The organism is Micromonospora sp. NPDC093244, assembly GCF_040683695.1.
Lineage (GTDB): Bacteria > Actinomycetota > Actinomycetes > Mycobacteriales > Micromonosporaceae > Micromonospora.
In genome coordinates, this window is the sequence record NZ_JBFBEO010000004.1 from 204,119 (window position 1) to 228,619 (window position 24,501).

Sequence of the window (24,501 nt, forward strand, 5' to 3'; positions counted from 1 at the left end):
CGTCCGTTCGGCCATTGTCGATGTCTGGGAGCGGTCCAGGCCTTCTCTTTTCCTCAACACATAGCTATATCTACACGCGTGACTACCCCGTCACACTCTTCTCCTTCCAGGAGGGCACGTGAAACGACCCCTTGCCGCCGTCAGTGCAGTGCTGCTAACCGGCGGCATGCTGACCTGTGTCGCCACCGCGGCACACGCGGCTTCGCCCACCGCTCCCGCGCCGGACGCCTCCGCCGCGGCCCGAGCGGCAACAGTCCTACGGACGAACCCCGGCGCTATCCAGGGTTCGAGCGCCGAGTCCTACCAGGTGCACAGCACCAAGGTGGACGCCACGGGTGCCGCGCACACCCGCTACAGCCGGACCTACCAGGGCCTGCGGGTGTACGGCGGTGACTTCGTCATCCACACCGCCCCGAACGGCACGTACGCCGGCAGTTCGGTCGGGTTGGCCGCGCCGCTGACCCTCGCCACCTCGGCCAGGATCCCGGCGGCCGCGGCGCAGAAGGCCGCCCGCGCCGGATTCGTCGGCAAGGCGGAGGCCGTCGGCACCCCTGAGCTGTTCGTCGACGCTACTTCCGGCACGGGTCGACTGGCCTGGGAGACGGTGGTGAGTGGCTGGCAGCCCGACGGGCAGACCCCGTCCCGGCTGCACGTGATCAGCGATGCCGTCACCGGCGCGGCCGTCGGGTCGTACGACGAGATCGAGTCGGTGGTCGGCAGCGGCCAGGGCATCTACACGGGCTCGGTAAGCATCGACACGACGCTCTCCGGCAGCACGTACCAGATGATCGATCCGTCGCACGGCAACGGCCGTACCTGCGACATGAACAACGGCACGTCGACCTGCACCACCTTCACCGACGCGGACAACGCGTGGGGCACCGGGGCCAACTCCAACCGGCAGTCCGCCGGCGTGGACGCCCACTTCGGCGCGGCGAAGACGTTCGACTACTTCAAGAACACGCACGGCCGTAACGGCATCTTCGGCAACGGCACCGGCGTGCCGAGCCGGGTGCACTACGGCAACAACTACGTCAACGCCTTCTGGGACGGCGCCCAGATGACCTACGGTGACGGCTCCAGCAACTCCCGCCCCCTCGTCTCGCTGGACGTGGCCGGGCACGAGATGAGCCACGGTGTCACCGAGGCGCTTGCCGGCCTGGTCTACTCCGGCGAATCCGGCGGCCTCAACGAGGCCACCAGTGACATCTTCGGCAACATGGTGGAGTTCTACTCCGCCGCGCCGAGCGACCCGGGCGACTACCAGGTCGGCGAGAAGATCAACATCAATGGCAACGGTACGCCGCTGCGCTACATGTACAACCCGTCACTGGACGGCTCGTCCGACAGCTGCTGGTCCACCAGCACCAAGAGCAAGGACGTGCACTACTCCTCGGGCGTGGCCAACCACTTCTTCTTCAACCTCGCCGAGGGCACCGGCGCCACCTCGTACGGCACCTCACCGGTCTGCGGTTCCGCCCCGGCGGTGACAGGAATCGGCCGGGCCAAGGCCGAGAAGATCTGGTACCGGGCGCTCGACGTCTACTTCACCTCCAACACGTCGTACGTCAACACCAGCAACCCGGCGAACACCGCGCGGGCGTACAGCCTGCGGGCGGCCACCGACCTGTACGGCAGCTGCTCCACCGAGTACAAGGCCGTGCAGGCCGCCTGGACCGCGGTGAACGTGGCCGGCAATGACACGCCCTGCTCGACCGGCAACGACTTCTCGGTGTCGCTGTCGCCGACCGCCGGCTCGGTCAACCCGGGCGGCTCGGCCTCCACCACGGTGGCCACCGCCACCACGAGTGGCTCGGCGCAGACCGTGACGCTCTCCGCGTCCGGCCTGCCCAGCGGGGCGAGCGCCTCGTTCAGCCCCGCCTCGGTGACCTCGGGCGGCTCGTCCACCCTCACCATCAGCACCTCGGCGGCCACCCCGCCCGGCACGTACTCGGTGACCGTCAACGGCGCCGGCTCGGTCACCCGCAGCGCGACCTACCGGCTCACCGTGAACGGCACCGGGGGCGGCTGCACCGCGGCCGGGCAGAAGCTGGCCAACCCGGGCTTCGAGTCCGGTGCGACCGGCTGGACGGCCAGCTCCGGCGTCATCACCAACTCCAGCGGCCAGGCCGCCCGCACCGGGTCGTACAAGGCCTGGCTCAACGGGTACGGCAGCAGCCGCACCGAGACGCTCGCCCAGTCGGTGACCCTGCCGTCGGGCTGCTCGTCGTACGCGCTCAGCTTCTGGCTGCACATCGACTCGGCCGAGACCACCACGAGCGTCGCGTACGACAAGCTCAACGTGCAGGTGCTGAACTCGAGCGGAACCGTTCTGGCCACCCTGGCGACCTACTCGAACCTGAACAAGGCCACCGGCTACAGCCAGAAGTCCTTCTCCCTGGCGGCGTACGCCGGCCAGACCGTCAGCCTGAAGTTCACCGGCACCGAGGACGCCTCGCTCCAGACGTCCTTCGTGATCGACGACACGGCGCTCAACGTCTCCTGACCTGACCGTCGTGCGGGCCCGGCGACCACCCCTCATCGGTGGTCGTCGGGTCCGCGCCGTTATGGTCGCCGCACCGCCGCACGTCGGCGGCTCGCAGGGGCGTCGGACGGCTGGCGCGGAGAGGGGCGGACGTGTCGGACGCGGAGTTGACCGTCGAGGTGACCGGACCGGTGGCGACCGTGGTGATCCACAACCCGGCCCGCCGCAACGCGATGACGGCTGCCATGTGGCGGCAGCTCCCCGAACTGCTGGACCGGCTGGAGCCCGACCCCGGCGTACGGGCGGTGGTGCTGACCGGTGCGGGGGACGCCTTCTGCGCGGGCGCCGACCTGGGCGATCTGGCCGAGCTGCTGGACGCCGGTGACGCCAGCATCGCGGTGGCCGCCGAGGAGCGGCTCGCCAGCTTCGCCAAGCCCACGGTGGCCGCGATCCGGGGCGCCTGCGTCGGGGGTGGCGCCCAACTCGCGGTCGCCTGCGACCTGCGCGTGGCCGCCGACGACTCCCGCTTCGGCGTACCCCCGGCCCGGCTCGGGCTGGTCTATCCGGCGCCCACCACCCGCCGGCTGTCCCGGCTGGTCGGACCGTCCGCGGCCAAGCACCTGCTGTTCACCGCCGAACTGATCGACGCCGAACGGGCCCTGCGGATCGGCCTGGTCGACGAGGTGCTGCCCGGCGACCGGCTCGCCGCGCGCGTGGACGAGCTGACCGCCACGATCGCCCAACGCTCACCGCTGAGCGTCGCCGCCGCCAAGGAGATCATCGACGACCGGGCCGGACCGGCGCGGATCGCCTGGTGGCACCGGAAGGTGACAACCACAGGCGAGGCCCGGGAAGGGGTGGCGGCGATCGTCGAGCGTCGACAGCCTCGCTTCGCCTGGCGCGCGCCGACCGACGGCTGATCACCCGACCGCCGGGACCTCCGACGTCTGCGCCATTGTGAAACCTCGATCCCGGGTGGTGTCGGGGCGGGTCGGTACGGCAGGCTGTCCGTCGTGCAGCGTGATGAGTTGCTTGCAGGCCGCTACCGTCTCCTGGAGCGTCTCGGCAGCGGCGGCATGTCCGCGGTGCACCGGGCGTACGACGAGGTGCTCGAACGGGACGTGGCGGTGAAGGTGCTCGTCGGCTCCGACGCCAACGCCCGGCAGCGCATCCGCGCCGAGGCCCTGGCGGCGGCCCGGCTGTCGCATCCGCACGTCACAAGCGTCTACGACTACGGTGAGTCGCTTCTCGACGGTGTACGGGTCCCGTTCGTCGTGTTGGAACTTCTCAGCGGCACCACCCTCGAACAGCGGCTGGCCGCCGGACCGCTGCCGCCCCGCGCCGGGCTTCGGATGTGTGCGGAGGTCGCGTCGGCGCTCGCGGTCGCCCATGCCCAGGGGTTGGTGCACCGCGACATCAAACCGGGCAACGTGATGCTGACGCCCACCGGCGCCAAGGTGCTCGACTTCGGCATCGCGGCCGTCGCAGGCGATCCGGAGATCGATTTCGAGGGGCGGCTGCTCGGCACGCCGGCCTACCTCGCGCCGGAGCGGCTGGCGGCCGGCGAGGTGCTACCCGCCTGCGACGTGTACGCCCTCGGCCTGCTCCTTTACCGGGCGCTCACCGGCCGGCTGCCGCGGGTCGCCGAGGGGCGGAGCGGGACGGCGCACGCCCAGGTTCACGTCGAGCCGGACCCGCTGCCCGAGATGGACGGGGTGCCGGCCGAGGTTCACCGGCTCTACCGCTGGTGCCTGGCCCGGGATCCGGACGACCGGCCGCCGGCCGCCGAGGCGGCCCGCATCCTGCGCGTCGCCGCGGGCGAATCCGCCGTCCTGGGCGGGCCTGTCGCACTCGCGGCGGACACCGACATGACGCCGGCCCAGGTCGTGGCGGGCGTGGAGTCAGCGGCGGAGGCCGGGTCAGGGGCGATGCCGGAATCTGCGCCGGGCGCGGTGGGGCCGTCGAGCGGCCCGGCTGTGCGGCCGCCGGGTAGGCCTCGGCGGCGGTCGTGGCGTCGGCGGCGGGCGGTGCTGGCGGTCGGCGGCGCGGTGGTCGCCGCGGTGGCGCTGGCCGGCGCGCTCGGTGATTCCAGCACGCACGACGCGGGCACCCCGCGAACCGCAATCGGATCGGGCGGCACCACCACCGTGGGGCTACCGCGGACAGTGGTGCCGCCCGACCCGGCCGACACCCGACCACCCGCCACGCCGCCGTCCGGGCACTCCTCGGCCGCCACCCGGACCGGTCCCCCGACCGGTCCGGGCGGCGCACCCCCTGTACGCCCAACCGCAGGCACCCCGAAACCAACCCCGTCCGGGGCCGCTCCCACGCCCACCGTGCCCCCGGGCGTTCCGGTGGGCGCGCGGGGCGGGACAGTCACCGTCCGCTGCCTCCACGGGTCGGTCGAGGTGCTCCGGGTGACGCCCGCACCCGGCTTTCAGGCCGAGGCGTACGACCCGGGTCCGGCGAAGCGGGTCCAGATCGAGCTGACCTCGGCCGAGCACGACAGTGAGATCCGGGTGCACTGCGCCAACGGCCGCCCGAAGCCGATGGTCAGGGAGAACTCCGACTGACCGGGGGCCGGCGGGTGCCGTGTCCGGGGCGTACCCCGGACACGGCCCCCCGTTCCCGCCGGCCCGTTCCGTCACCGCCGGCCAGCGCCGCCCAGCCCGGGTTCACCGGCTCCCGGCGCAGCGGCATGCCCGCCTCCGCCGGTGTCCGGTCGCCCTTGCGCTGGTTGCAGCCGTAGCAGGCGGCGGTGGTGTTACGCCAGGTGTTCCGGCCGCCGCGCGAGCGGGGCAGGATGTGGTCGATCGTCGACGCCGGGCCGCCGCAGTACGCGCAACACCGCTCGTCGCGGCGCAGCACCCCGGCACGGGACCAGGCCGGCCCGGCGCTGAACCGCCACCTGGTGACGACGTAGCGGACCAGCCGCACCACCCGGGGCATCGGGAAGACTCCGATCACCCGGTCCGGCTCCGCCTCGTGGATCTCGGCCACCCGTCGGCAGAGCATCCGGACGGCGTGTTGGACGGTGACCCGGTGCAGCGGGCCGAGGTCGGCGTTGATGACGAGGACGGCGTCCACCGGGACTCCTTTCGACAGATGCGACGGACAGCGAAGAGCCGCCCGGTCCGGCTTGTGGACGGGGCGGCTCGCGCGTACGGGTACGCGTCAGTCGGGCCGGCCCGCCCGGGGACCTTCCGCTCGGCAACCGTCGGCAGGGAGAGTCGACGGCACGGCGTTGACGTGCGACATCGTCATGAGCTGCTCCCGCTGCGGTGGTTGACCTTGCGCGATCACGGTAGGTCCGGGCGGGACAGGGGGGCAACGTATTTCGATCGGCTCTCGGGTTCCTCGGGGCGGCGCTGCCGGCGAGCGGTGGTCCCCGCCGTACGCCGGATGGTGGTCAGGGGGCGATCCAGTCGCAGCGCCATCCGTGCGGTGAGTTCGCTGTCCAGCAGCGGCCGGTTGACCTCACCGGCGACCGACATCGCCGGTCCGGAGACGGATCGCCAGATGGCGGCCAGGCCGGCGCCGAGGCCGAGCAGGGCGACTGTGGCCCTGGCTGTCGGTGAGCCGGCCGCGGCGGCGGCGCTCGCCGCGACCACTGCGAAGAGCACCACAAGCAGCGGCACCAGCACCGGCCAGAAGATCCCCCGGGCGGCCTGCGCCACCAGCCGCCGGTCCCGGATGATCAGGTTCCTGGCGACCACCGCGTAGTCCTCCTCGTCGAGAAGGTCGCGCGGGTGCAGACCGCCGGTGAGCACGCCACGCCACAGGTCACCCTGGTTGCGGAGCTCGCGGCTCAGTTCGGCGGGCTCGGGTTCGGTCGGGTCGCCCCGGCCGGCGCGTTCCACGGCGACTGCCCACTCGGCAAGCGAGCGGCGGACGACCGCCGCCGAGTACGGCGGCAGCACCGTGGCCAGTTCGTCCAGCCAGCGGCTGATCTGGACCTGCCGGCCGTTGAAACGCCGGAGCAGTTCGGTGGCGTCGCCGGGCCGGACCGTGTCGGCAAGTGACCGCCCCAGCCGGTAGGCGAGCCCGACGCGCAGGTTGGTGGCCATCGTCCACCGGAGCACCTCCACGTTGAGGTCGTCGAGGGCCAGCAGCAGTGGTTCGGTGTCGGTGGTGTCGGGCGGTCGCAGGTCGGGCAGCCGGTCCAGGTCGGGCAGCCGGGCGCGGGCGCCTGCCGTGTCGGGGCGGGGTCCGGTGTGCCGGGTGAGCGCGGCGATCTGCGCCAGCGCGACATCGACCCCGTCGAGGTACATCCGCATCCGCCGGGGCGGGGACATCTCGGTCAGGTTGGAGAGCTTCGCCGGTGGGCGGGGTGCGACGGTCGCAGCGGGCTGGGTGTTGCGAGCGTGGTGGTACGCGTCCGCCATCCACCAGCCCAGCCGCAGGGCGGTGACGACGCAGGCGCGCTCGTCACGGATCAGCGGGTACGCGTCGTCCCGGCCGGCCTCCTCGGTGAGCGGCCCGCTGTCCGCACCGGCACGGTGCAGTGGTGACATCTCCGCTGCCCTCCCGCCCGGTCGATAGACAGATGATCAACCGAGCGTACGGCAGCGTACCGTCGCTTATAGAGGGTTTTGTCGGTTTCGCTTGTCCCGCCCGGCGAGCAGCCCCCGCGGCCGGATCGAGCGCACCGGCTCGGCCGCGCCGCCCTCGGCGCGCAGGATGTGGTTCGCGGCCAGGATTCCCGTCGCCGCGGAACGCTCCATCAACGCGCTCGGGAAGTCCGTGCCGATGCCGTCCCCGGCGAGGTAGAGGCCTGGTGCGTCGGTGCGTACCCCCGGTCGCCAGGCGTGGCTGCCAGGCGTGAACGCCGGCGCCTGCGCCTCCACCCGGGCCCGCAGCTCACGGACCCGCAGGTCGGCGACCTCCGGCCAGAGAGCGATCAGCTCGCGGCGCATCCGCTCGGCCAGCTCCTCGGCCGGCACGTCCGGCTCGCAGGCGTACGCGTGCAGCTCGATGACCGACCCACCGGTCTGCCGCGCCCAGCGCCGCGACTCGTTCTCCAACCGGTGGTAGAGCGTCACCGAGTCCAGGGTGGGCTGCCGGGACACCCCGTTGAAGACCGCGCGACCGGCGGCGACGTCCCCGTCGCACCAGTACCGCGCCACCGCGTACGGCGGGCCGGGCGTGCCGAACGCGGGCATCCTCGCCACCAGCTCCGGCGCGTGCGTGGCCAGATCGGGGGAGGCCGCGACGAGCGCGGCGAGGGCGGGCGGGTCGACGGCCAGCACGACGTGGCCGGCCGGATGGTCGCCGCCGTCGGTGGTCGTCACCCGCCAGCCGCCGTCGTCGCGGTGCACCCCGGTCGCGGCGGCGCCGGTGACGACCCGACCACCGTGCTTCTCCACGTGCCGGGTCAGCGGCTCCCAGATCGCGGTCGCATAATCCTCGTCGGGGCAGTCGAACGCCAGCCCCTCCGGGTTGCCGAGCAGGTAGAAGTGGAACTGCGCGACCATCTCGGCGGCCGACATCTCCGCCTCGTGGTTGAAGAACGAGTGCGAGAAGACCTCGAACAGCATGGCCCGTGCCCGGTCCGGCAGCCGCAGCGACGACAGCAGTTCGTCAGCCGTCCGGTCGTCCAGGTCGGCGTACGTGCGCACCGGGTCGTAGGTGAGCAGCGGCAGCGCGGCGTCCCGGTCCATCTGTCGCAGGTCGGCCAGGCGCAGGCTGGGACTGCGCAGCAGCAGGGCGAGCAGGTTCGCCGGCGGCGCGGGCGGCAACTTGCCGAACTCCTCGGTCGGCCACTGCTCACTGAGGATCGGATAACCGGGGATCGGCTTGAGGAACCCCAGGTCGGGGTCGATCCGGCGAAGGATTGACCGCCAGTTGTAGTACTGCCGGAAGAACGCGTGGAAGCCGTGCTCGTTCTGCTGGCTGCCGTCGGCCAGGGCCTCCGGCCAGGCGCCCAGCCGGCCACCGAGGGTGGGCGCGGCCTCCAGCACCGTCACCGCCACACCCCGTTCGGCGAGAACCACGGCCGCCGACATGCCGGCGATGCCGCCGCCCACCACCACCGCCGTGACCGGTCGCGGCACGCGGTCCGCGCCACCACCGCCGGGGTCCACCTCATGCTGGCGTACGCCGATGACCCGACCCACCACCTGCGACACTGCCACGAGCACCTCCGTCGTCGGGCCCCCAGTCTCCCCTACGGGAGGCAGCGGCGCGCGCGGTCGGAGCCGGGCCAGACGTACTCCAGGTCCTCCGGCACGTCGTCGCCGAAGATCGGCCGGTAGTGCGTGGGGTCCTTGCGGACCAGCGACGAGCGGTGGCTCAGGTGCAGGTCCTCGCGGCCGAGCCAGGGCGGCAGCTCGCCGGCCGAGGCCAGCTCCTGCTGGGTACGCACCACGCCGGGCCCACACGCGGCGGCCAGGTCGACGGTCATCGTGGTGGCACAGGTGTCGGCACGCCCCGGTTCGGTCCAGACGGCACACATGTCCAGGCCGTACCGGGTGAGCGCCTCCTCGTACCCGGCCCACATCTTCACGGCCGGGTGGTTGCGCCAGCCGTACCCGGGTCGGGTGAGCCCGCGCAGCACCTGGATGGCCTCCACCCGCTGCTTGCCCAGCCGCCGCTGGTCCAGCGCACGGGCGCTGGCCAGGAAGTCCGGGTACGGCAGGAACGTCTGCATGGCGCTGCTCTACCCGTCGTCGGGGCCGACATGCGTTCGCGGGGATGATCCGGACGGGGTCGCCCACCGTGATCGTGCTGACTACGATCCGGGCATGGCGGAGCCGTGGCGGGACCGGGCGCGACGGGCGGTCGAGTGGAACTGGCGGCTGCGGCCCGTCGGTGATCCGCGACCGCACTACGTGATCTGCGGCAGGGACGCGCTCGCCTACTACGTGGCCCGGGCGTTGCTCGAATCCGAGCTGCCGGCCGGCGGCGCCCGGGTGACGGTCGTGGTGCCGGAGCGCTACCCGCGCAACGGGCCGGACGTGGCGGGGCTGCGCGGCGTGCGGGTGGTCCGTTCCGAGCGGCTGGACGTGGCCACGTTCGAGGCCGCCGGGCTGGCCGGGGCGACCGGGCTGGCCCTGCTGCACCAGGACGACGTGGGCAACCTGCACGCCGCGCTCTGCGCCCAGGCCGTGGACCAGCGGGTCCGCCAGGTGCTGCGGATGTTCAACGGCACCTTGGCCGACGGCGTACGCAAGCTGCTCAAGGCGCCTGTCGAGGTGCTGTCCGACGCGGAGATGGCGGCACCGGCGTTCGTGGCCGCCGCGCTCGGTGAGGTCGACCCGAGTTCGTTCCAACATCGGGACAAGACGTTCCGGGTTGCCCGCCGGGCCGACGTGCGTCCACAGGACGTGGTCTGCGCGTTGGCCCACGGCGGCGACGAGCAGGGGGTCGACCTGCTGCCCGCCGAGCAGGCGGGCGCCGACCTGGTGCTGGCCGAGGCGACCGGGCAGCCGCCGGGGACGGAGGTGGCGGCCCGCCGGCTGGTCCGGGCCCGGCGGCGACGCCGCCCGGTCACGATGGTGCTGGGGGCGGTACGCGGCTTCGCCACCCGCAAGATCGGCATCGCGGTGATGCTGGTGCTCGCGGTGATCGCGGTGCTCGGCGCGCTGATCTCCCGGGCCGAGGGCGTCTCCCCGGCCGAGGCCCTCTACCTGACGCTTGTCACGACCCTCAGCGGCGCCGACCCGGACACCGGGAAGACCGCAAGCGCGCAGGTCATGCAGGTGGTCCTCAACCTGGCCGGGCTGGCGCTGATCCCGCTGATCACCGCCGTCGTGGTGGACGGCATCGTCAACGCGCGGCTGGCCCTGCACACCGGGCGGTTGCAGCCCGCGCGGGTGGGCCACGTCGTGGTGATCGGCCTGGGCAACGTCGGCACCCGGGTGATGGCGCAACTGCGCGGGTACGACGTCGAGGTGGTGGCGATCGACAAGAATCCGGAGCCACGTGGCGGCGCGCTGGCCCGGCAGTTGGAGGTGCCGCTCATCGTCGGTGACGCGGCGCTGCCGGAGACCCTGGCGGCCGCCTCGGTGGCCGACTGCCAGGCGCTGGTGGTGGCGTCCACCGACGACGTCGCCAACCTGGAAGCGGCGCTCGCCGCCCGGGATCTCCGCGACGACCTGCGGGTGGTGCTGCGGCTCTTCGACGGCGACTTCGCCGAGCGGGTCGAGGAGACCTTCGCCCTCGGCGTGTCCCGATCCGTCTCCTACCTGGCCGCTCCGGCGTTCACAGGCGCGCTCACGGAACGCGCGGTGATCACTACGATCCCGGTCGACAGGCACGCGCTGCCGGTCGCCGAGGTGCCGGTCGCCGCGGGCTCCGATCTCGACGGCCGGCCACTGGGCACGGTCAACCGGGACGGGCAGGTCCGGTTGATCGCCCGTACTCCGGCCGGCGGGGCGAGGACGATCTGGTGGAAGGACCTCGACCCCCGACAGGTGATCTTCGCGGGTGACCGGCTCACCGTGGTCGCCCGCCGCCGCGGCCTGGACTGGCTGACCAGGCACTGCGCGCCGCCCGCCGGTTCCGGGCCGGTTCCCCGGCCCGGCGGGGAGCCGCACCCGACACCCCGGTCGGTGCCGGGGTCGGCGGAGTGGCACGTCGCCGCCTCCCCGACCGGTCCGGCGCATCAGGCGCCGGTGCCACCCGCGGCCGGCGCGGCACCTGTGACGAACGGCGGCTCGCCGAACGAGGTCGAGGTGATCCGCCAACCAGACGGGCCCGGCGAGGTGGGGTGAGCGGCCCGGCGCGATGCCGACCGGTGGGGTCCTCATCGTCGACGGCGGCCGAGTAGGGTGCGCCAGTGCTTGGTGGTGGGGTGGGCCGAGGAGCCCGGGACGCGCAACGGCGACGGCGCGCAGCAGCGGTCGTCAGGTGGATGCGGACCCGGCCGCTGTGGTGGCCGGTAGCCGCGTTCGGCCTGGTGGTGGCGGTGGTCGTGGGTTGGGCTCTGTGGCCCGAAGGCGAGCCGGAGCCGCGTCAACGTGACTACCGGGCGGAGACCGCCTGTCTGCTCACCGGCTCGGGAGGAGTCGCCGCTCCCGAGGCCCGTCCCGTGTGGACCGGGATGCAGGAGGCGTCCCTCGCGACGCTCGTGAAGGTGCAGTTCCTCGAAGTGGACGGTCCGCAGACGGGCGAGAACGCCGAGACGTTCCTCGCGAGTCTGGTGCAGAGCCGCTGTGGCGTGATCCTGGCCGTCGGCGACGCGCCCGTGCGGGCGGTCCGTCCGACCGCCGCGCGGTTCCCCTCGGCGAGATTCGTCGCCTTCGGCGCCGCGACGCCCGGCCCCAATGTGGTCGTCGAGCAGGCCACCGACCCGGAATCCGTGCAGCGCAAGGCCGTTGAGGTGGTCTCGGCGCTGGCGTCCGGCAGGGACTGACGCTCCAAGGTTTCTCTCAGGATTGGCCGTTCGGCCATCTTGTGCCCATGATCGGCGAGCCCTCACACTCCGCGTTGGTAATTTCACTTCACGGGGGAGGGGACCGGCCATGCGCCGATCCGTTACCAGTGGCACACGTCGTGCCGCATTCATGGTGGCTGTTGTCTTCGGTCTGACCGTCGCCGTTCCGGCCGACGTGGTCCGGCCGGGCGGGGAGTTCCCGCTGACGTGGCTCACCTGGTTCGCGCAGCGTCCCGCCTGGTCGGCGACGGCGGCGTTCGTGGGGCTCCCCGTGCAGCAGAGGGGAAAGCCGGTCACTGTCGACCCGCACGTGCCGGCGTCGGCGACCGACGCCGGGCGAGGAGCCGGCCGGGCGCCGGAGCCCGCTCCGGGCACCCTCGAGGCGTACCAGCCGCATCAGATCCCCACCACGCCCGAGGTGACGGGAGTGGCCGAGCAGGGCTTCGACGCCCGCACCAGCACGCGGGACGCCCGCAAGTCCAGTGCCCGCTCGGACATCTTCGCGAACGCCGACGGATCCTTCACCAAGCGCACGTACAACCGCCCGGTCAACTACCGCGCGGCGGACGGCAGCTGGCAGAAGATCAACTCGAACCTCGCCCGCCGCTCCGACGGTCGGTTGCACGTCACCGCGAACCGCCTCGGTGTGTCGGTCGCCGGCGGTGCCCCGGCCGCCCGCGCCGCGAACGCGAACGCGGCGGCCGATGCGAGCACTGTGGACACCGAACTCGCCAAACTCACCCTGCCCGGCGGTGAGAGCGTCGGTTACCGGCTCGAGGGCGGCACCATCACCGCCCCCGAGGTGACCGGGCCGACCGCCCGCTACCGGGACGTGCTCCCGCACACCGACCTGGAGCTGACCACCTTCGACGCCGGCGTCAAGGAGACCCTTGTGCTGCGCTCGCCGGAGGCGGCGTCGACCTGGGTGTTCCCGCTCCGCCTCACCGGCCTGACCCCCCGGCTCACCGCCGCGGGTTCGGTGGAGCTGCTCAACGCGGACGGCAAGGCAGTGGCCTGGTTCCCGCACGGCTCGATGCAGGACTCGAAGGTCGACAGGCGCTCGGGCGCCCCGGCCGAGTCCGACGCCGTCACGTTCGAGATCGTCACCGTCGACGGCGCTCCCGCGCTGCGGGTCGTGGCCGACCCGGCCTGGCTGCGCGACCCGGCCCGCCAGTACCCGGTGCGGGTGGACCCGACCGCCACCACGGGCACCACAGGCGACGTGTACGTCGACAACGACACCGAGACGACCAACCACAACGGGGACAACCTGCCCGTCGGCACGTACAACAGCGGCGTGACCAAGGCGCGCTCGTTCATCCACTTCGACGAGTTCGCGAGCGACGGGCTCGCCGGCAAGCGGTTCAGCGCCGCGAAGCTGCGCCTCTTCCACACCTGGTCGTACGACTGCACCTCGCACAAGGCGTTCAACGTGCACCGGGTGACCCAGGCGTGGACTGTCGACAACCTGTCGACCGCCACGTACCCGGGGCCGACCATCTCCTCCTCCTCGATCGGCTCGCTGACCATCGCCGACAACTACCCGGCCTGCACCAACGACCCGCCGAACCGGAGCACCGGCAAGTGGGTGACCGTGCCGCTGGCCGTCGACACGTTCAACGACTGGTCGACAGGTGGCATGAACGAGGGTCTGGCGCTTACCGCCTCGGAGACGGACTCGACGGCGTGGAAGCGGTTCACCGCCGCCAACTACTCCGACGGCAGCTACAAGCCGTACCTGGAGCTGACGTACACCAACAACGTCGCCCCGCAGGTGAACGTCCGCTACCCGACGAACAACGCGGTGGTGCAGACCCTCACGCCCGAGCTGCACTCGCGGGCCGTCGACCCGGACAACTGGCCGGCGAAGGGTTTCACCTACAACTACGTGGTCGCCGACGCCGGGACCGGCGCGGTGGTGGCCAACTCGGGTTGGGTGGCCACGGCGAGCTGGACCGTCCCGGCCGGCAAGCTCACCTGGAACAAGCGCTACCTCTACACGGTCCAGGTCAACGACAAGGCCGGCTCCAGCGCGGTCTACCCGGCGTACGCGTTCAGCACGTCGGTGCCGCAGCCACTGCTGACCGGGAGCCTGACGCAGAACTCCGGCAAGGGGTACGACCCGGGCATCGGCAACTACACCACCTCGGCCACCGACGCGAGCGTCGCCACTGTCGGCCCGTCCCTGTCGATCACCCGCAGCTACAACAGCCTGGACACCCGCCGTGGCAACGCCTTCGGGGCCGGCTGGGCGAGCATGCTCGACACCCGGGCCACCCAGGTCCGCGACATCGCGGGGCAGGTCCAGTCGGTTCTCATCACCTATCCGACCGGTCAGGACGTGGCGCTGGGGCGCAACGCCGACGGAACGTTCACCCCGGCGTCCGGCCGGTTCTCCGTCCTGAAGGAGAACAAGGACGTCGGTGGCGCGGTCACCGGCTACACGCTCACCGACAAGGACGCCTCCCTCTACGTCTTCGCGCAGGCCGCGGGCAGCGACGTCTTCAAGATCACGAGCATCACCGACGCCAACGGTCGGGCGATGACGTTCACGTACGACGGCAGCTCGAACGCCACAAAGATCACCTCCGCCTCCGGCCGGTCCCTGTACGTCACCTGGTCGACCCCGGCCGGCTCGGCGTACGCCCACCCGGCGACGGTGTCGACCGACCCGGCGGTCCCCGGTGACGCGACCACCGCGACGACCTGGCAGTACAGCTACGGCACCAGCGACCAGCTCGCCAAGGTCTGCCCGCCGACCAGCTCCACGGCGTGCACCACCTACCAGCACGACAGCACCTCGCAGTACGCCAACGCGACCCTGAACGCCGGGCCGTACTCGTACTGGCGGCTGACCGAGGCGGCCGGCGCCACCACGGCGGCGAGTTCGGTGCTCGGCAACGCGGGCGTGGACAACGCGAGTTTCAACAACGTCGCGCTGGGTCAGCCGGCGGCACTGCCCGGTTCAACGGCGACGACCGCCGGGTTCAACGGCACCAGCTCGTTCGTGCAGCTGCCGGGCAACCTGGTCAGCGACGGCCAGTACCAGTCGGTGAGCATGTGGTTCAAGACGACCACGCCGAACGGTGTGCTGTTCAGCTACCAGGCCGACGCGATCACGAAGGGCACCACGCCGGGCAACTACACCCCGTCGCTCTACATCGGCACGGACGGCAAGCTGCGCGGCTCGTTCTGGAACGGCAGCCCGTCCCCGATCAACACGAACGTGACTGTCACCGACGGCGCATGGCACCACGTGGTGCTGGCCGGTGCGGGCGACACCCAGAAGCTCTACCTCGACGGCGTCGACAGGGGCACCCTCGCCGGTACCGTCGCCCAGATCGCCGGCGGTTCGGCGAACGTGCTCGTCGGTGCCGGTTTCGTGGGCGGCGGCTGGCCGAGCCACGTGAACAGTGGTGTCACCCCGGCGCGGGCCACCTACTTCACCGGCTCGATCGGCGAGGTGTCGTTCTTCAACCAGGCGCTGACCGGCACCACGGTGTCCGCGTTGCACGGCGCGGGCCGCACGGCCCACCCGGTGCTCAGCACTGTGGTCCGCCCCTCGGGCGGGATCACCGCCCAGGTCGGGTACGACAAGAACACCGGTCGGGTGTCGACAGTCACCGACGAGAACGGCGGCGTCTGGACGATGGGCACCCCCACCGTCTCGGGCAGCAGTGACGTCTACGCCGCCTCGGTGCTGGGCGCCAAGCCGGCCGACTACTGGCGACTCGGTGACGTCGAGGCGACGGACGCCGCCAACGAGGTGCAGGGCGGTGTCGCCACCTACAGTTCCGCCACCCTCGGTGTCGCCGGGCCGTTCAGCGACAGCAAGGCCGCGTCGTTCAACGGAACGACCTCCTACCTGCAACTTCCGTCGGAGGATGCCCCGGTCACCGGGCCCAACTCGGTCGAGATGTGGTTCAAGATGCCGGCGGGCAACACCGCAGGTGGTGTTCTCTACGGCTACCAGGCCAGCCCGTTGTCGGACCCGACGGTGGTCGGTAACTGGACTCCGGCGCTGTACGTCGGGACGGACGGCAAGCTGCGGGGCGGTTTCTGGACCGCCGACGCCACCCGGATGATCACCAGCACGGCCCTGGTAAACGACAACAAGTGGCACCATGTCGTGCTCTCCGCCGCCAGCAACACGCAGTCGCTCTACCTGGACGGCGTCGCGGTCGGCAAGATCGACGCCGCGCTCGTCGCCGCCGCCAGGGACAACGTCTACGTCGGCGCGGGCAAGTGGGCCGGCGCCTGGCCGATGCACGGCACCCGCGACCTGGGCTACTTCAACGGGTCGATCGCCGAGGTCGCCTTCTACCGGTCGCAGCTCTCCGCCGACCAGGTCGCCGGGCACTTCCAGGCGTCGAAGCAGACCGCGCCGGTAGCCGTGACCATGGTCAACGGCGCCGCCAGCGCGATCGCGATGCCGGTCTCCACTGTCGCTGTCACCGGGCCGACCGGTGAGAAGATCAGCTACAGCTACGACCTGGTCAACGGCAGCCGGATGGTCGCCCAGACCGACGGCCTGGGCAACACCACCAAGTTCGGGTACGACGTGGGCGGCTACGGCAACCTGACGTACGACCCGAGGGGCGTGTGGACTCAGGAACTCCAGGACGCCCGGGGCAACACGAAGCAGGTCATCACCTGTCAGGACCAGTCGGCCAACAAGTGCTCGTCGGTCTACTACACCTACTACGCCAACTCGGCCGACCCCCTGAACTGGGGGACGGCCTCGCTGCCGATGATGTTCGAGGACTTCAACGGCGACGGCGCGCCTGACGTGGTCTACCGCGAGGCCGACAACACGATCCAGATGGTGCAGGGCAACGGCACCGGTGGCTGGCTCACCAGCCTGCCGGCACAGATCGGCACCAGCATGGCCTCGGCCAACCTGGCGGTCGCCGCAAAGGACTTCACAGGCGACGGCAATCCGGACCTGATCTGGCGCAGCGCCTCCGACAGCAACCTCTACGTCCTGGCCGGCAACGGCAGGGGCGGTTGGTTGAGCGGCACCTCGACGAAGGTCGGCCCGAGCGTCGGCTCCGCGGACCTGATGACCTTCTCGAAGGACTTCAGCGGCGACGGCAAGCCGGACGTCATCTTCCGCAGTTCGGTGGACAAGAACCTCTACCTGCTCAAGGGCAACGGCTCGGGCGGCTGGTTGAGCACCACCGCCACCCTGATCGGCCCGAACGTCAGCGCCGCGAACCTGCTCGTGTCTCCTGGTGACTTCGACGGCGACGGCAAGGCCGACGTGATCTACCGCAGTGGTGCGGACAACAACCTCTACCTGCTCAAGGGCAACGGGTCGGGCGGTTGGTTGAGCACCACCGCCACCAAGGTCGGCACCGGTTGGGGCAGCGCCAAGGCGCTGCTGTCCGCAGGTGACTTCGACGGTGACAAGAAGCCCGACATCGTCTACCTCAAGTCGACCGACAACGAGATGTACCTGGTGTCGGGCAACGGCACCGGTGGGTGGGCGACCGGCAGTTCCGTCAAGATCGGCGGTACGCCGGACCCGCGTAACGACGTCATCCTCACCATGCGCGACGGCCGGTCGTCGTCGGCCACCGACAACAGGTATCTGACCAGCTACGGCTACGACGGCAAGGGCAACCAGACCACCATCACCGACCCGCTGGGCCGCGTCACCCGTACCACCTTCACCGACGGCACGACAGTGGCGGCGAAGGACGGCGGGTTCGCCCCGGCCGGCCTGCCGGCGGCCGTCACCACGACCGGCGGGCAGACCCAGACGATCACCTACTACGCCAGTGGTGACGTCGCCGAGATGGTCGAGCCGAGTGGCAAGATCACCCGCTACACGTACGACGGGCTGGGCCGGCTGCTCACCGAGACCGAGTCGACCGACAGCTTCCCGGCCGGACTCACCACCAGCCGTACGTACGACCGGTTGAGTCGTGAGGTCACCGAGACCGAGCCGGGCGTCACGAACCGGGTCACCGGCGCGGTCCACACCGCCCGCACCGCCACCACGTACGACGACGACGGCAACATCACCGAGGTGACGGTCAGCGACCTGACCGGCGGCGACGCGCCCCGCACCGAGCGGCACGCCTACAACTCCTACGGGCAGGAGTCGTCCACCACCAACGGCGTCAACCAGACCACGAGCTTCGAGTACGACAGGTACGGTCGCGTGGTCAAGGAGACCGAGGCCGACGGTGGGGTGACCACCAGCACCTACGACGTCGAGGGCAACCTGCTCACCTCGACGGTGAAGAACTTCACGGGCGACCCGAACAACCCGTCGGCACCCCGCGACCTGGTGACGACCACCCGGGCGTACGACCCGGCGGGCCGGCTCGCCAGCGAGACCGACGCGATGGGCTGGACCACCAACTGGACGTACACCGACAACGGTCTGGAAGCGAAGGTCAGCCGTACCGACGGCACCCGGACGTTCGTGGTGGAGGAGAACGTCTACGACGCCGCCGGAAACGTGGTCAGCGAGATCAGCAACAACGGCCACACCGTCACCGCCACCGAATACGACGCGGCGGGCCGGACGACCGCCTCGGTCGTCGACCCGAACGGGTTGAAGCGCCGGACCGCGCTCACCTATGACGCCGACGACAATGTCATCTCCACTGTGTCCTCCGGGCCGGACGGTGCCGTCACCAGCGTCTCCGACGCGCTCTACGACAGCGCCGGCCGGGCCATCGCCGAGACCGAGTACCCGTCGACGGCGCTGATCCCGGTCGGACGCTGGAAGCTCGACGAGACAACCGGCACGAAGGCCGCCGACTCCACCGGCAACAGCCCGGCCACCGCCGTCGGAAACGTCGCCTGGTCCACCGACCGGGGTGGTTCGGCGGTCCTCGACGGCACCAGCGGATACCTGAGGACCGGCCCGGTGGTGGACACCAAGCGTGCCTTCACGGTCTCGGCCTGGGCGAAGCTCAGGTCCGGCGGCCCGACCACTGACCAGCTCGTCGTCGCGGCACCCGGCGCGAACGGCAACTCGGCCCTGAAGCTGTACTACGCGCCGGCCCAGAACCGCTGGTACTTCGCGATGGCGGTGAGCAAGGCGGACGGCACCGTCACCTGGATCGGCGGCGGCGGCCCGAACGGCTCCGCGGTCGTCGGCGCCTGGACGCACCTCTCGCTGGTCGTCGACCCGACCGCCCGGACGGTCAAGCTCTACGCCGACGGCAACCTGCAGACCACGCTGTCCGTCACCGACCCCTTCAACAACACCGCGACCGGCTTCACCATCGGCGGCGCCGACGGGTTCGGCTGGTTCGCCGGCGGCATCGACGACGTGCAGGTCTACCAGAAGGCGCTTACCGACGCGGAGGTGTCGCAGGTCAGGGCCGGTACCGTGCCGGCAGCCGACGGGTACGTCATCCGTACCTCGCAGGTCCTCGACTCCGACGACCTGCCCACCTCGGTCACCGACCCGAACGGCAACACCACCTACTACGGGTACGACGAGGAAGGCCGGGCGGTGAAGACCACCGCCCCGGCGGCCACCGTCGAGCAGCCCGGTCAGATCCCCGCCCAGGCCAACGCGGTGAGCTGGGTCGGGTTCAACACCTTCGACGAGCCCACCGACACCCGGGACGCGAACGGCAACTGGTCGGTGGTGGAGTACGACGCGGTCGGCCGCGTCGTGTCGGAGAAGGCGCCCGCGTACACACCGCCGGGGTCGTCGACGCCGATCGTGCCGGAGACGCGCTACAGCTTCGACACGGCCGGTCAGCTGAAGACCGTCACCGACCCGCTCGGCAAGATCACCCGCTACGAGTACGACCAACTGGGCCGCACGTCGAAGGAGATCGCGCCGAACGACGGCGCCACCACCTACACGTACGACGACGCGGGCAACGTGCTGTCGACGACCGACCCGACCGGCGCGGTGAGCACCGCGACCTACGACTACCTGGGTCGGACCGTCACCTCGACCGAGGTGGTGCGGCAGGAGGGTAAGAACCACACCACCAACTACACGTACAACGCGCAGGGGTGGCCGTCGCAGGTCACCTCGGCGGCGGGCGTGAACAATTCGATGACGTACAACGCCGTCGGCGATCCGTTGACGTCCACCGACGGCGCCAACAACGTGAGCCGGTTCGAGTACGACTCCGAGGGCCGGACCACGAAGACCATCCGCCCGGACGGCTCGTACGCCTCGGTCACCTACGACATGGCGGACCGGCCCACCCGCACCGCCGAGTACAGCCCGACCGGGACGCTGCTGTCCGAGCAGTCGGCCCGCTACGACCGGGCCGGCAACATGGTGGCCAGCACCGACGCGCGCAAGACGACTGTCACCTACGAGTACGACGCGACGGGTGTGGTCACCAAGGAGACCCAGCCGATCTCGGCGTCGGACTCCATCGTCACCACGTTCGGCTACGACCTGGAGGGCAACCGGACCCGGTTCACCGACGGTCGCGGCAACGCCTTCCTCACCAGGTACAACTCGTGGGGGTTGCCGGACGCGATGATCGAGCCGGCTACCGCGGCCCACCCGGACGCGGCGGACCGCACCTTCACCGTGGAGTACGACAGGTCAGGCCGGCCGTTGAAGCAGTCCATGCCCGGTGGGGTGACTGTCACCAACGAGTACGACGACCTGGGTCAGCTGGTGCGGCAGTCGGGCGCGGGCGCCGAGGTCGCCACCGAGGACCGGACCTTCGGCTACGACGTGGCCGGCCGGATGACCTCGCTGTCCGGCTCGGGCGGCACGAACACCATCGCGTACGACGACAGGGGTCTGCCCCGGTCGGTGACCGGCCCGTCGGGCAACTCGACGTTCGGCTACGACCCGGACGGCCGGATCGCCTCCCGGCAGGACGCGGCAGGCACGACCTCCTACGGGTACGACGGCGCGGGTCGCCTGTCGTCGCTGGCGAACCCGTCGGCCGGCGTGCAGATGGCCTACACCTACAACACGCTGTCCCAGGTCTCGAAGATCACGTACGGGTCGAACGGCAACACCCGCAACTTCACCTTCGACCCGCTGCGGCGGCTCACCGGCGACGAGTTGAAGTCGTCCGCCGGGGCGTCCCTCGCGAAGATCACGTACGGGTGGGACGAGAACAGCAACATCACCTCGAAGTCGACGACCGGGTTCGCCGGTTCGGCCTCGAACACCTACACCTACGACCTGGCCGATCGGCTGACGTCGTGGAACAACGGCGCCGCCACCACGGTGTACGCGTACGACAAGTCCGGTAACAGGGTGCAGAACGGTTCCAAGCTGTTCACCTACGACCAGCGGAACCGCCTGCTCACCGCCGACGGGGCGAGCTACACGTACACCGCCCGCGGCACTCTCGCCGACGCCGGCGGCAACATCACCCGCACCGACGCGTTCGGGCAGGTGGTGTCGCAGCAGTCGGCAGGCGGCACGCAGACCTACACGTACGACGGGTTGGGCCGGGCGATCCGGCCCGGCCACGCGTACACCGGTCTGGGTAACGACCTGGCGGCGGACTCCGGCGCGACATATGTGCGGGGGCCGTCCGGCGAGGTGGTCGGGACCACCGGCGGCGGCAACCAGCGGATGGTCTGGACCGACCTGCACACCGACGTAGTCGGGCAGTTCACCCCGACCGGGACGGCGCTGGCCGGCTCGGTGACCTACGACCCGCTCGGCAAGGCGCTCACCACGAGCGGCCTGCTCGGCCAGCTCGGCTACCAGTCGGAGTGGACTGACGCGTTGACCAGCCGGGTCAACATGCACGCCCGCTGGTACAACACGGACACCGGGCAGTTCGACACCCGGGACACGGCGAGCAACAGCCCGCTGCCGGACTCGATCAACGCCAACCGCTACCAGTACGGCGACGCGAACCCGCTCACCGTGACCGACCCAACCGGGCACTGGGGTCTGGGCAGCCTGAAGAAGTCCTTCTCCCGGGCGGTCAGCTCGGTCAGTTCGAGCTTCCGCTCGTACGCGTCGTCCGCCTACTCGTACGCCTCGTCGTACGCGTCCTCGGCCTACTCGTACGCCTCGTCGGCCTACAGCGCCGCCAAGTCCACAGTGAAGAAGACCGCTTCACGGGCCAAGGCGGCGGTGAAGAAGAAGTACCACCAGGCCAAGAGGAAGTACCACCAGGTCAAACAGAAGGTCAAGAAGAAGTACAACCAGGTCAAACGCGCGGTCAAGAAGAAGTACAACCAGGTCAAGAAGCGCGTCGCCAAGAAGGTCGCGGCGGTCAAGAAACGCGCCAAGCAGGCGGCGGCGAAACTCAAGCAGGCAGGTAAGAAGGTCGCCGCCAAGGCGCAGCGAGTCGTCAAGAAGGCCACCACGGCCGTACGCGACGCCGCGAGCGCCACGACCAAGTGGGTCAAGGAGCACAAGGACGTCCTGCTGGAGGTCGCCGCGATCGGCGGCGCGATCCTCGCCGGCATCGCCTGCACGGCGGTGACCGCCGGTGCCGGCGCGATCGCCTGCATGGTCGGCGCCGGAGCACTTATCAACCTGGCGAAGGACGCGGCGCAGGGCGACATCCACAGCATCGGCGACGCGCTGGGCTCCCTGGGCACGGGCGCGGTCACCGGCCTGATCGGCGGTGCCGGCGGTGCCATCGCCGCGCGCGTCGGTGCAGCAGTGGCAAAGAAGGTCGGCACCGGTCTCGTCGGCCGGTTGGCGACCGAGGCCGCCGAGAACGGCGTCGAGGACGCGGTCAGCCAGCTCGCCACGTCCGGCACCTACAACCCGCGGGCTGCCGCGGAGAACATGGTGCCGGGGCTCGGGGCGCTGAGCCGCAAGGGCGGCGGAGGTGCGCGTTCCGGCGGCGGCATCTCGGTCGGCGGCGGGGGCGGAGGGTGCCCGACATCGGCCGGTCGCCGGCACAGCTTCGATCCGAAGACCCGGGTCCTGATGGCGGACGGCACGAGCCGGCCGATCGAGGACGTCAACGTCGGCGACAAGGTCATGGCCACCGACCCGGTGGCCGGAAAGTCGGAGCCGAAGCAGGTCACCCAACTGCACCGGAACACCGACAAGGACCTGACCGACCTCACCGTCCGCGACCAGGACGGCAAGGTGACGAAGGTCGAGACGACCTGGCACCACCCGTTCTGGAACGCCTCCAAGCGCAAGTGGGACGACGCCAAGGACCTGAAGCCGGGCACCAAGCTGCTGGTCAAGGGCAAGGGCGCCGTCACCGTCGTCGCGGTGCTCAACAAGCTCGGCGTCGAGGAGATGCGCGATCTCACCGTCGCAGACATCCACACGTACTACGTGCTCGCTGACGATGAGCCGCTGCTCGTACACAACTGTGGAGGATCGGTCGACGGTCACCACGAGTCGTGTCGCTGTGCCGACAACGAGCAGCCTCGGATGGCCAACGGTCAGCGGGGATCAAACCGTGTGCGCGACCCGGATGCGGACGAGCCGGAGTGGGGGACGACGGAGCGGCGTGCCGAATGGAAGAAGCACTACAACGATCCCAATGCCCCGCTCACCCCGGCAGAGAAGGCGCAGATCAAGGCGAGGGGCTATGCTGGCCCGCAGCGAAATAATCCGTGGACCGGTGAGCAGGAGACCATGGAACTGTCTCATGAGCCAATTCCATTCCGGGAGGGCGGTGATGTGACGGTGCCCCGCTGGCCTGACGACCACGCGAGTATCGACCCGTACCGCAAGCTCAAGGGCAACCGCATTCCGTTCACCAACAAATATCCGGGCGATGACGACTAGGGCGGGAGCTGGCCAATGACTGGTGAGTACCGGGTTCGCACGGAGTGGGACGACGATCTTTTTGATGGCGACCCGGACGCTCTCTATCACACCTTGGACAGCCTTTCTGCTTCGGATGGAACCGGCGTCGCGATCCGGCCTGTCGGGGATGACGGCTCTTTCGCCGAAGCAGTGGTAAGCGAGGATGGGTCATTTCTCGTCCGCTTCAAAGACCGGGACGCTGGGCCGGCCGAGGAAGTCATGGGCGTGGACATCCTTGCTGCCCATCAGGCCCTGATGTCGTACGCGCGGAGCGACGGTGGCTGGGCTGCGACGTTCAGGAACCTCGAAGGCAGCTTCGGGTCAGTAGGTGTCACGTCCGAAGTCGACTATCGCACCACTGGTCTATCGATCGCTACCGCGCTGATCGACTCCACCAATCGTCGACGAAGGCTTGGCATGCGCCAGGCCGTTCCACCCACAATTTCGTGGGGGCCGCACACGGTCATGACTGGTGACCTGTGGACCGGCCTTCCGGTTACTGGACGCGTGACGATTCGCATTACTTCCTACAACGGCGTGAGAGAGGGTGGTGTAGCGGTCAACGCGCCCGGTGGATCGCTACGGGCGGTCGGCGAGACGGCTGGCTCCGAGGTGATCGTATGGCCGAGTCCGGAATCTCGTGAATTCGTAGTGGAATTTGATTCCCCGAGGGGCGTGCTTGGGGTCTGCAATGTCTATGTATCAGCCGGGCATAACTGGTCTCGCATCGATCGCTGGTCGGAGAACGCGGGCATGACTCGCGAGGTGCATTCTGACTACGAGCGTTCCTATGACTGCAACCATGCGCTCTCGGATCCTCCTACGTTCAGAGATCTGTCCTTCATCATGTCAGTGGAACCTGCGTGACCCGGCTGAGGGCGGCATGCATCCGTCAGCGCCCCGCCCCACGGTTGAGCCGCTGACTCCGGC

The 24,501-nt window shown here is 70.4% G+C and carries 10 protein-coding genes and 1 pseudogene; 7 read left to right on the plus strand and 4 right to left on the minus strand.

Annotated features, from left to right (window positions below; translation table 11 throughout):
- Window positions 1-118 precede the first annotated feature (118 nt).
- From AB0N27_RS21785 to AB0N27_RS21795, 3 genes are all read left to right on the plus strand, one after another.
- Window positions 119-2,506 (plus strand): M4 family metallopeptidase, encoded by a 2,388-nt coding sequence (locus AB0N27_RS21785; RefSeq protein WP_364372665.1) that lies wholly within the window; start codon window positions 119-121, stop codon window positions 2,504-2,506.
- A gap of 131 nt (window positions 2,507-2,637) precedes the next feature.
- Window positions 2,638-3,405: an enoyl-CoA hydratase/isomerase family protein gene (locus AB0N27_RS21790; RefSeq protein ID WP_364372668.1), complete on the plus strand. Its 768-nt coding sequence runs from the start codon at window positions 2,638-2,640 to the stop codon at window positions 3,403-3,405.
- A gap of 93 nt (window positions 3,406-3,498) precedes the next feature.
- Complete coding sequence (locus AB0N27_RS21795; RefSeq protein WP_364372671.1) at window positions 3,499-5,058, plus strand: serine/threonine-protein kinase; 1,560 nt, start codon at window positions 3,499-3,501, stop codon at window positions 5,056-5,058.
- Between the two features lie 79 nt (window positions 5,059-5,137).
- Here the strand turns inward: AB0N27_RS21795 and AB0N27_RS21800 are convergent.
- The 4 genes and pseudogenes from AB0N27_RS21800 to AB0N27_RS21815 all read right to left on the minus strand — a co-directional run.
- Window positions 5,138-5,572 (minus strand): annotated as a pseudogene (locus tag AB0N27_RS21800) (HNH endonuclease); the annotation flags it as partial.
- A 212-nt stretch (window positions 5,573-5,784) separates the two neighbouring features.
- Complete coding sequence (locus AB0N27_RS21805; protein ID WP_364372674.1) at window positions 5,785-6,999, minus strand: hypothetical protein; 1,215 nt, start codon at window positions 6,997-6,999, stop codon at window positions 5,785-5,787.
- Between the two features lie 66 nt (window positions 7,000-7,065).
- Window positions 7,066-8,619 carry an FAD-dependent oxidoreductase gene (locus tag AB0N27_RS21810; protein ID WP_364372677.1) on the minus strand — a complete coding sequence of 518 codons (1,554 nt, stop codon included), beginning with the start codon at window positions 8,617-8,619 and terminating at the stop codon, window positions 7,066-7,068.
- A 32-nt stretch (window positions 8,620-8,651) separates the two neighbouring features.
- On the minus strand, window positions 8,652-9,134 hold the full coding sequence (locus AB0N27_RS21815) for an MSMEG_6728 family protein (RefSeq protein WP_357983017.1): 483 nt from the start codon (window positions 9,132-9,134) through the stop codon (window positions 8,652-8,654).
- A gap of 94 nt (window positions 9,135-9,228) precedes the next feature.
- Between AB0N27_RS21815 and AB0N27_RS21820 the strand changes: the two genes are divergently transcribed.
- The 4 genes from AB0N27_RS21820 to AB0N27_RS21835 all read left to right on the plus strand — a co-directional run bounded on the left by AB0N27_RS21820 (window position 9,229) and on the right by AB0N27_RS21835 (window position 24,438).
- On the plus strand, window positions 9,229-11,199 hold the full coding sequence (locus tag AB0N27_RS21820; RefSeq protein ID WP_364372681.1) for an NAD-binding protein: 1,971 nt from the start codon (window positions 9,229-9,231) through the stop codon (window positions 11,197-11,199).
- 140 nt (window positions 11,200-11,339) lie between these two features.
- Window positions 11,340-11,840 carry a hypothetical protein gene (locus AB0N27_RS21825; protein ID WP_364372684.1) on the plus strand — a complete coding sequence of 167 codons (501 nt, stop codon included), beginning with the start codon at window positions 11,340-11,342 and terminating at the stop codon, window positions 11,838-11,840.
- A 151-nt stretch (window positions 11,841-11,991) separates the two neighbouring features.
- Window positions 11,992-23,550, plus strand: a complete 11,559-nt coding sequence (locus AB0N27_RS21830) for a LamG-like jellyroll fold domain-containing protein (protein ID WP_364372687.1) — start codon at window positions 11,992-11,994, stop codon at window positions 23,548-23,550.
- 15 nt (window positions 23,551-23,565) lie between these two features.
- The gene (locus AB0N27_RS21835) at window positions 23,566-24,438 is read left to right on the plus strand and encodes a hypothetical protein (protein WP_364372690.1); all 873 of its coding nucleotides are present in this window, start codon (window positions 23,566-23,568) and stop codon (window positions 24,436-24,438) included.
- Window positions 24,439-24,501: the final 63 nt, after the last annotated feature.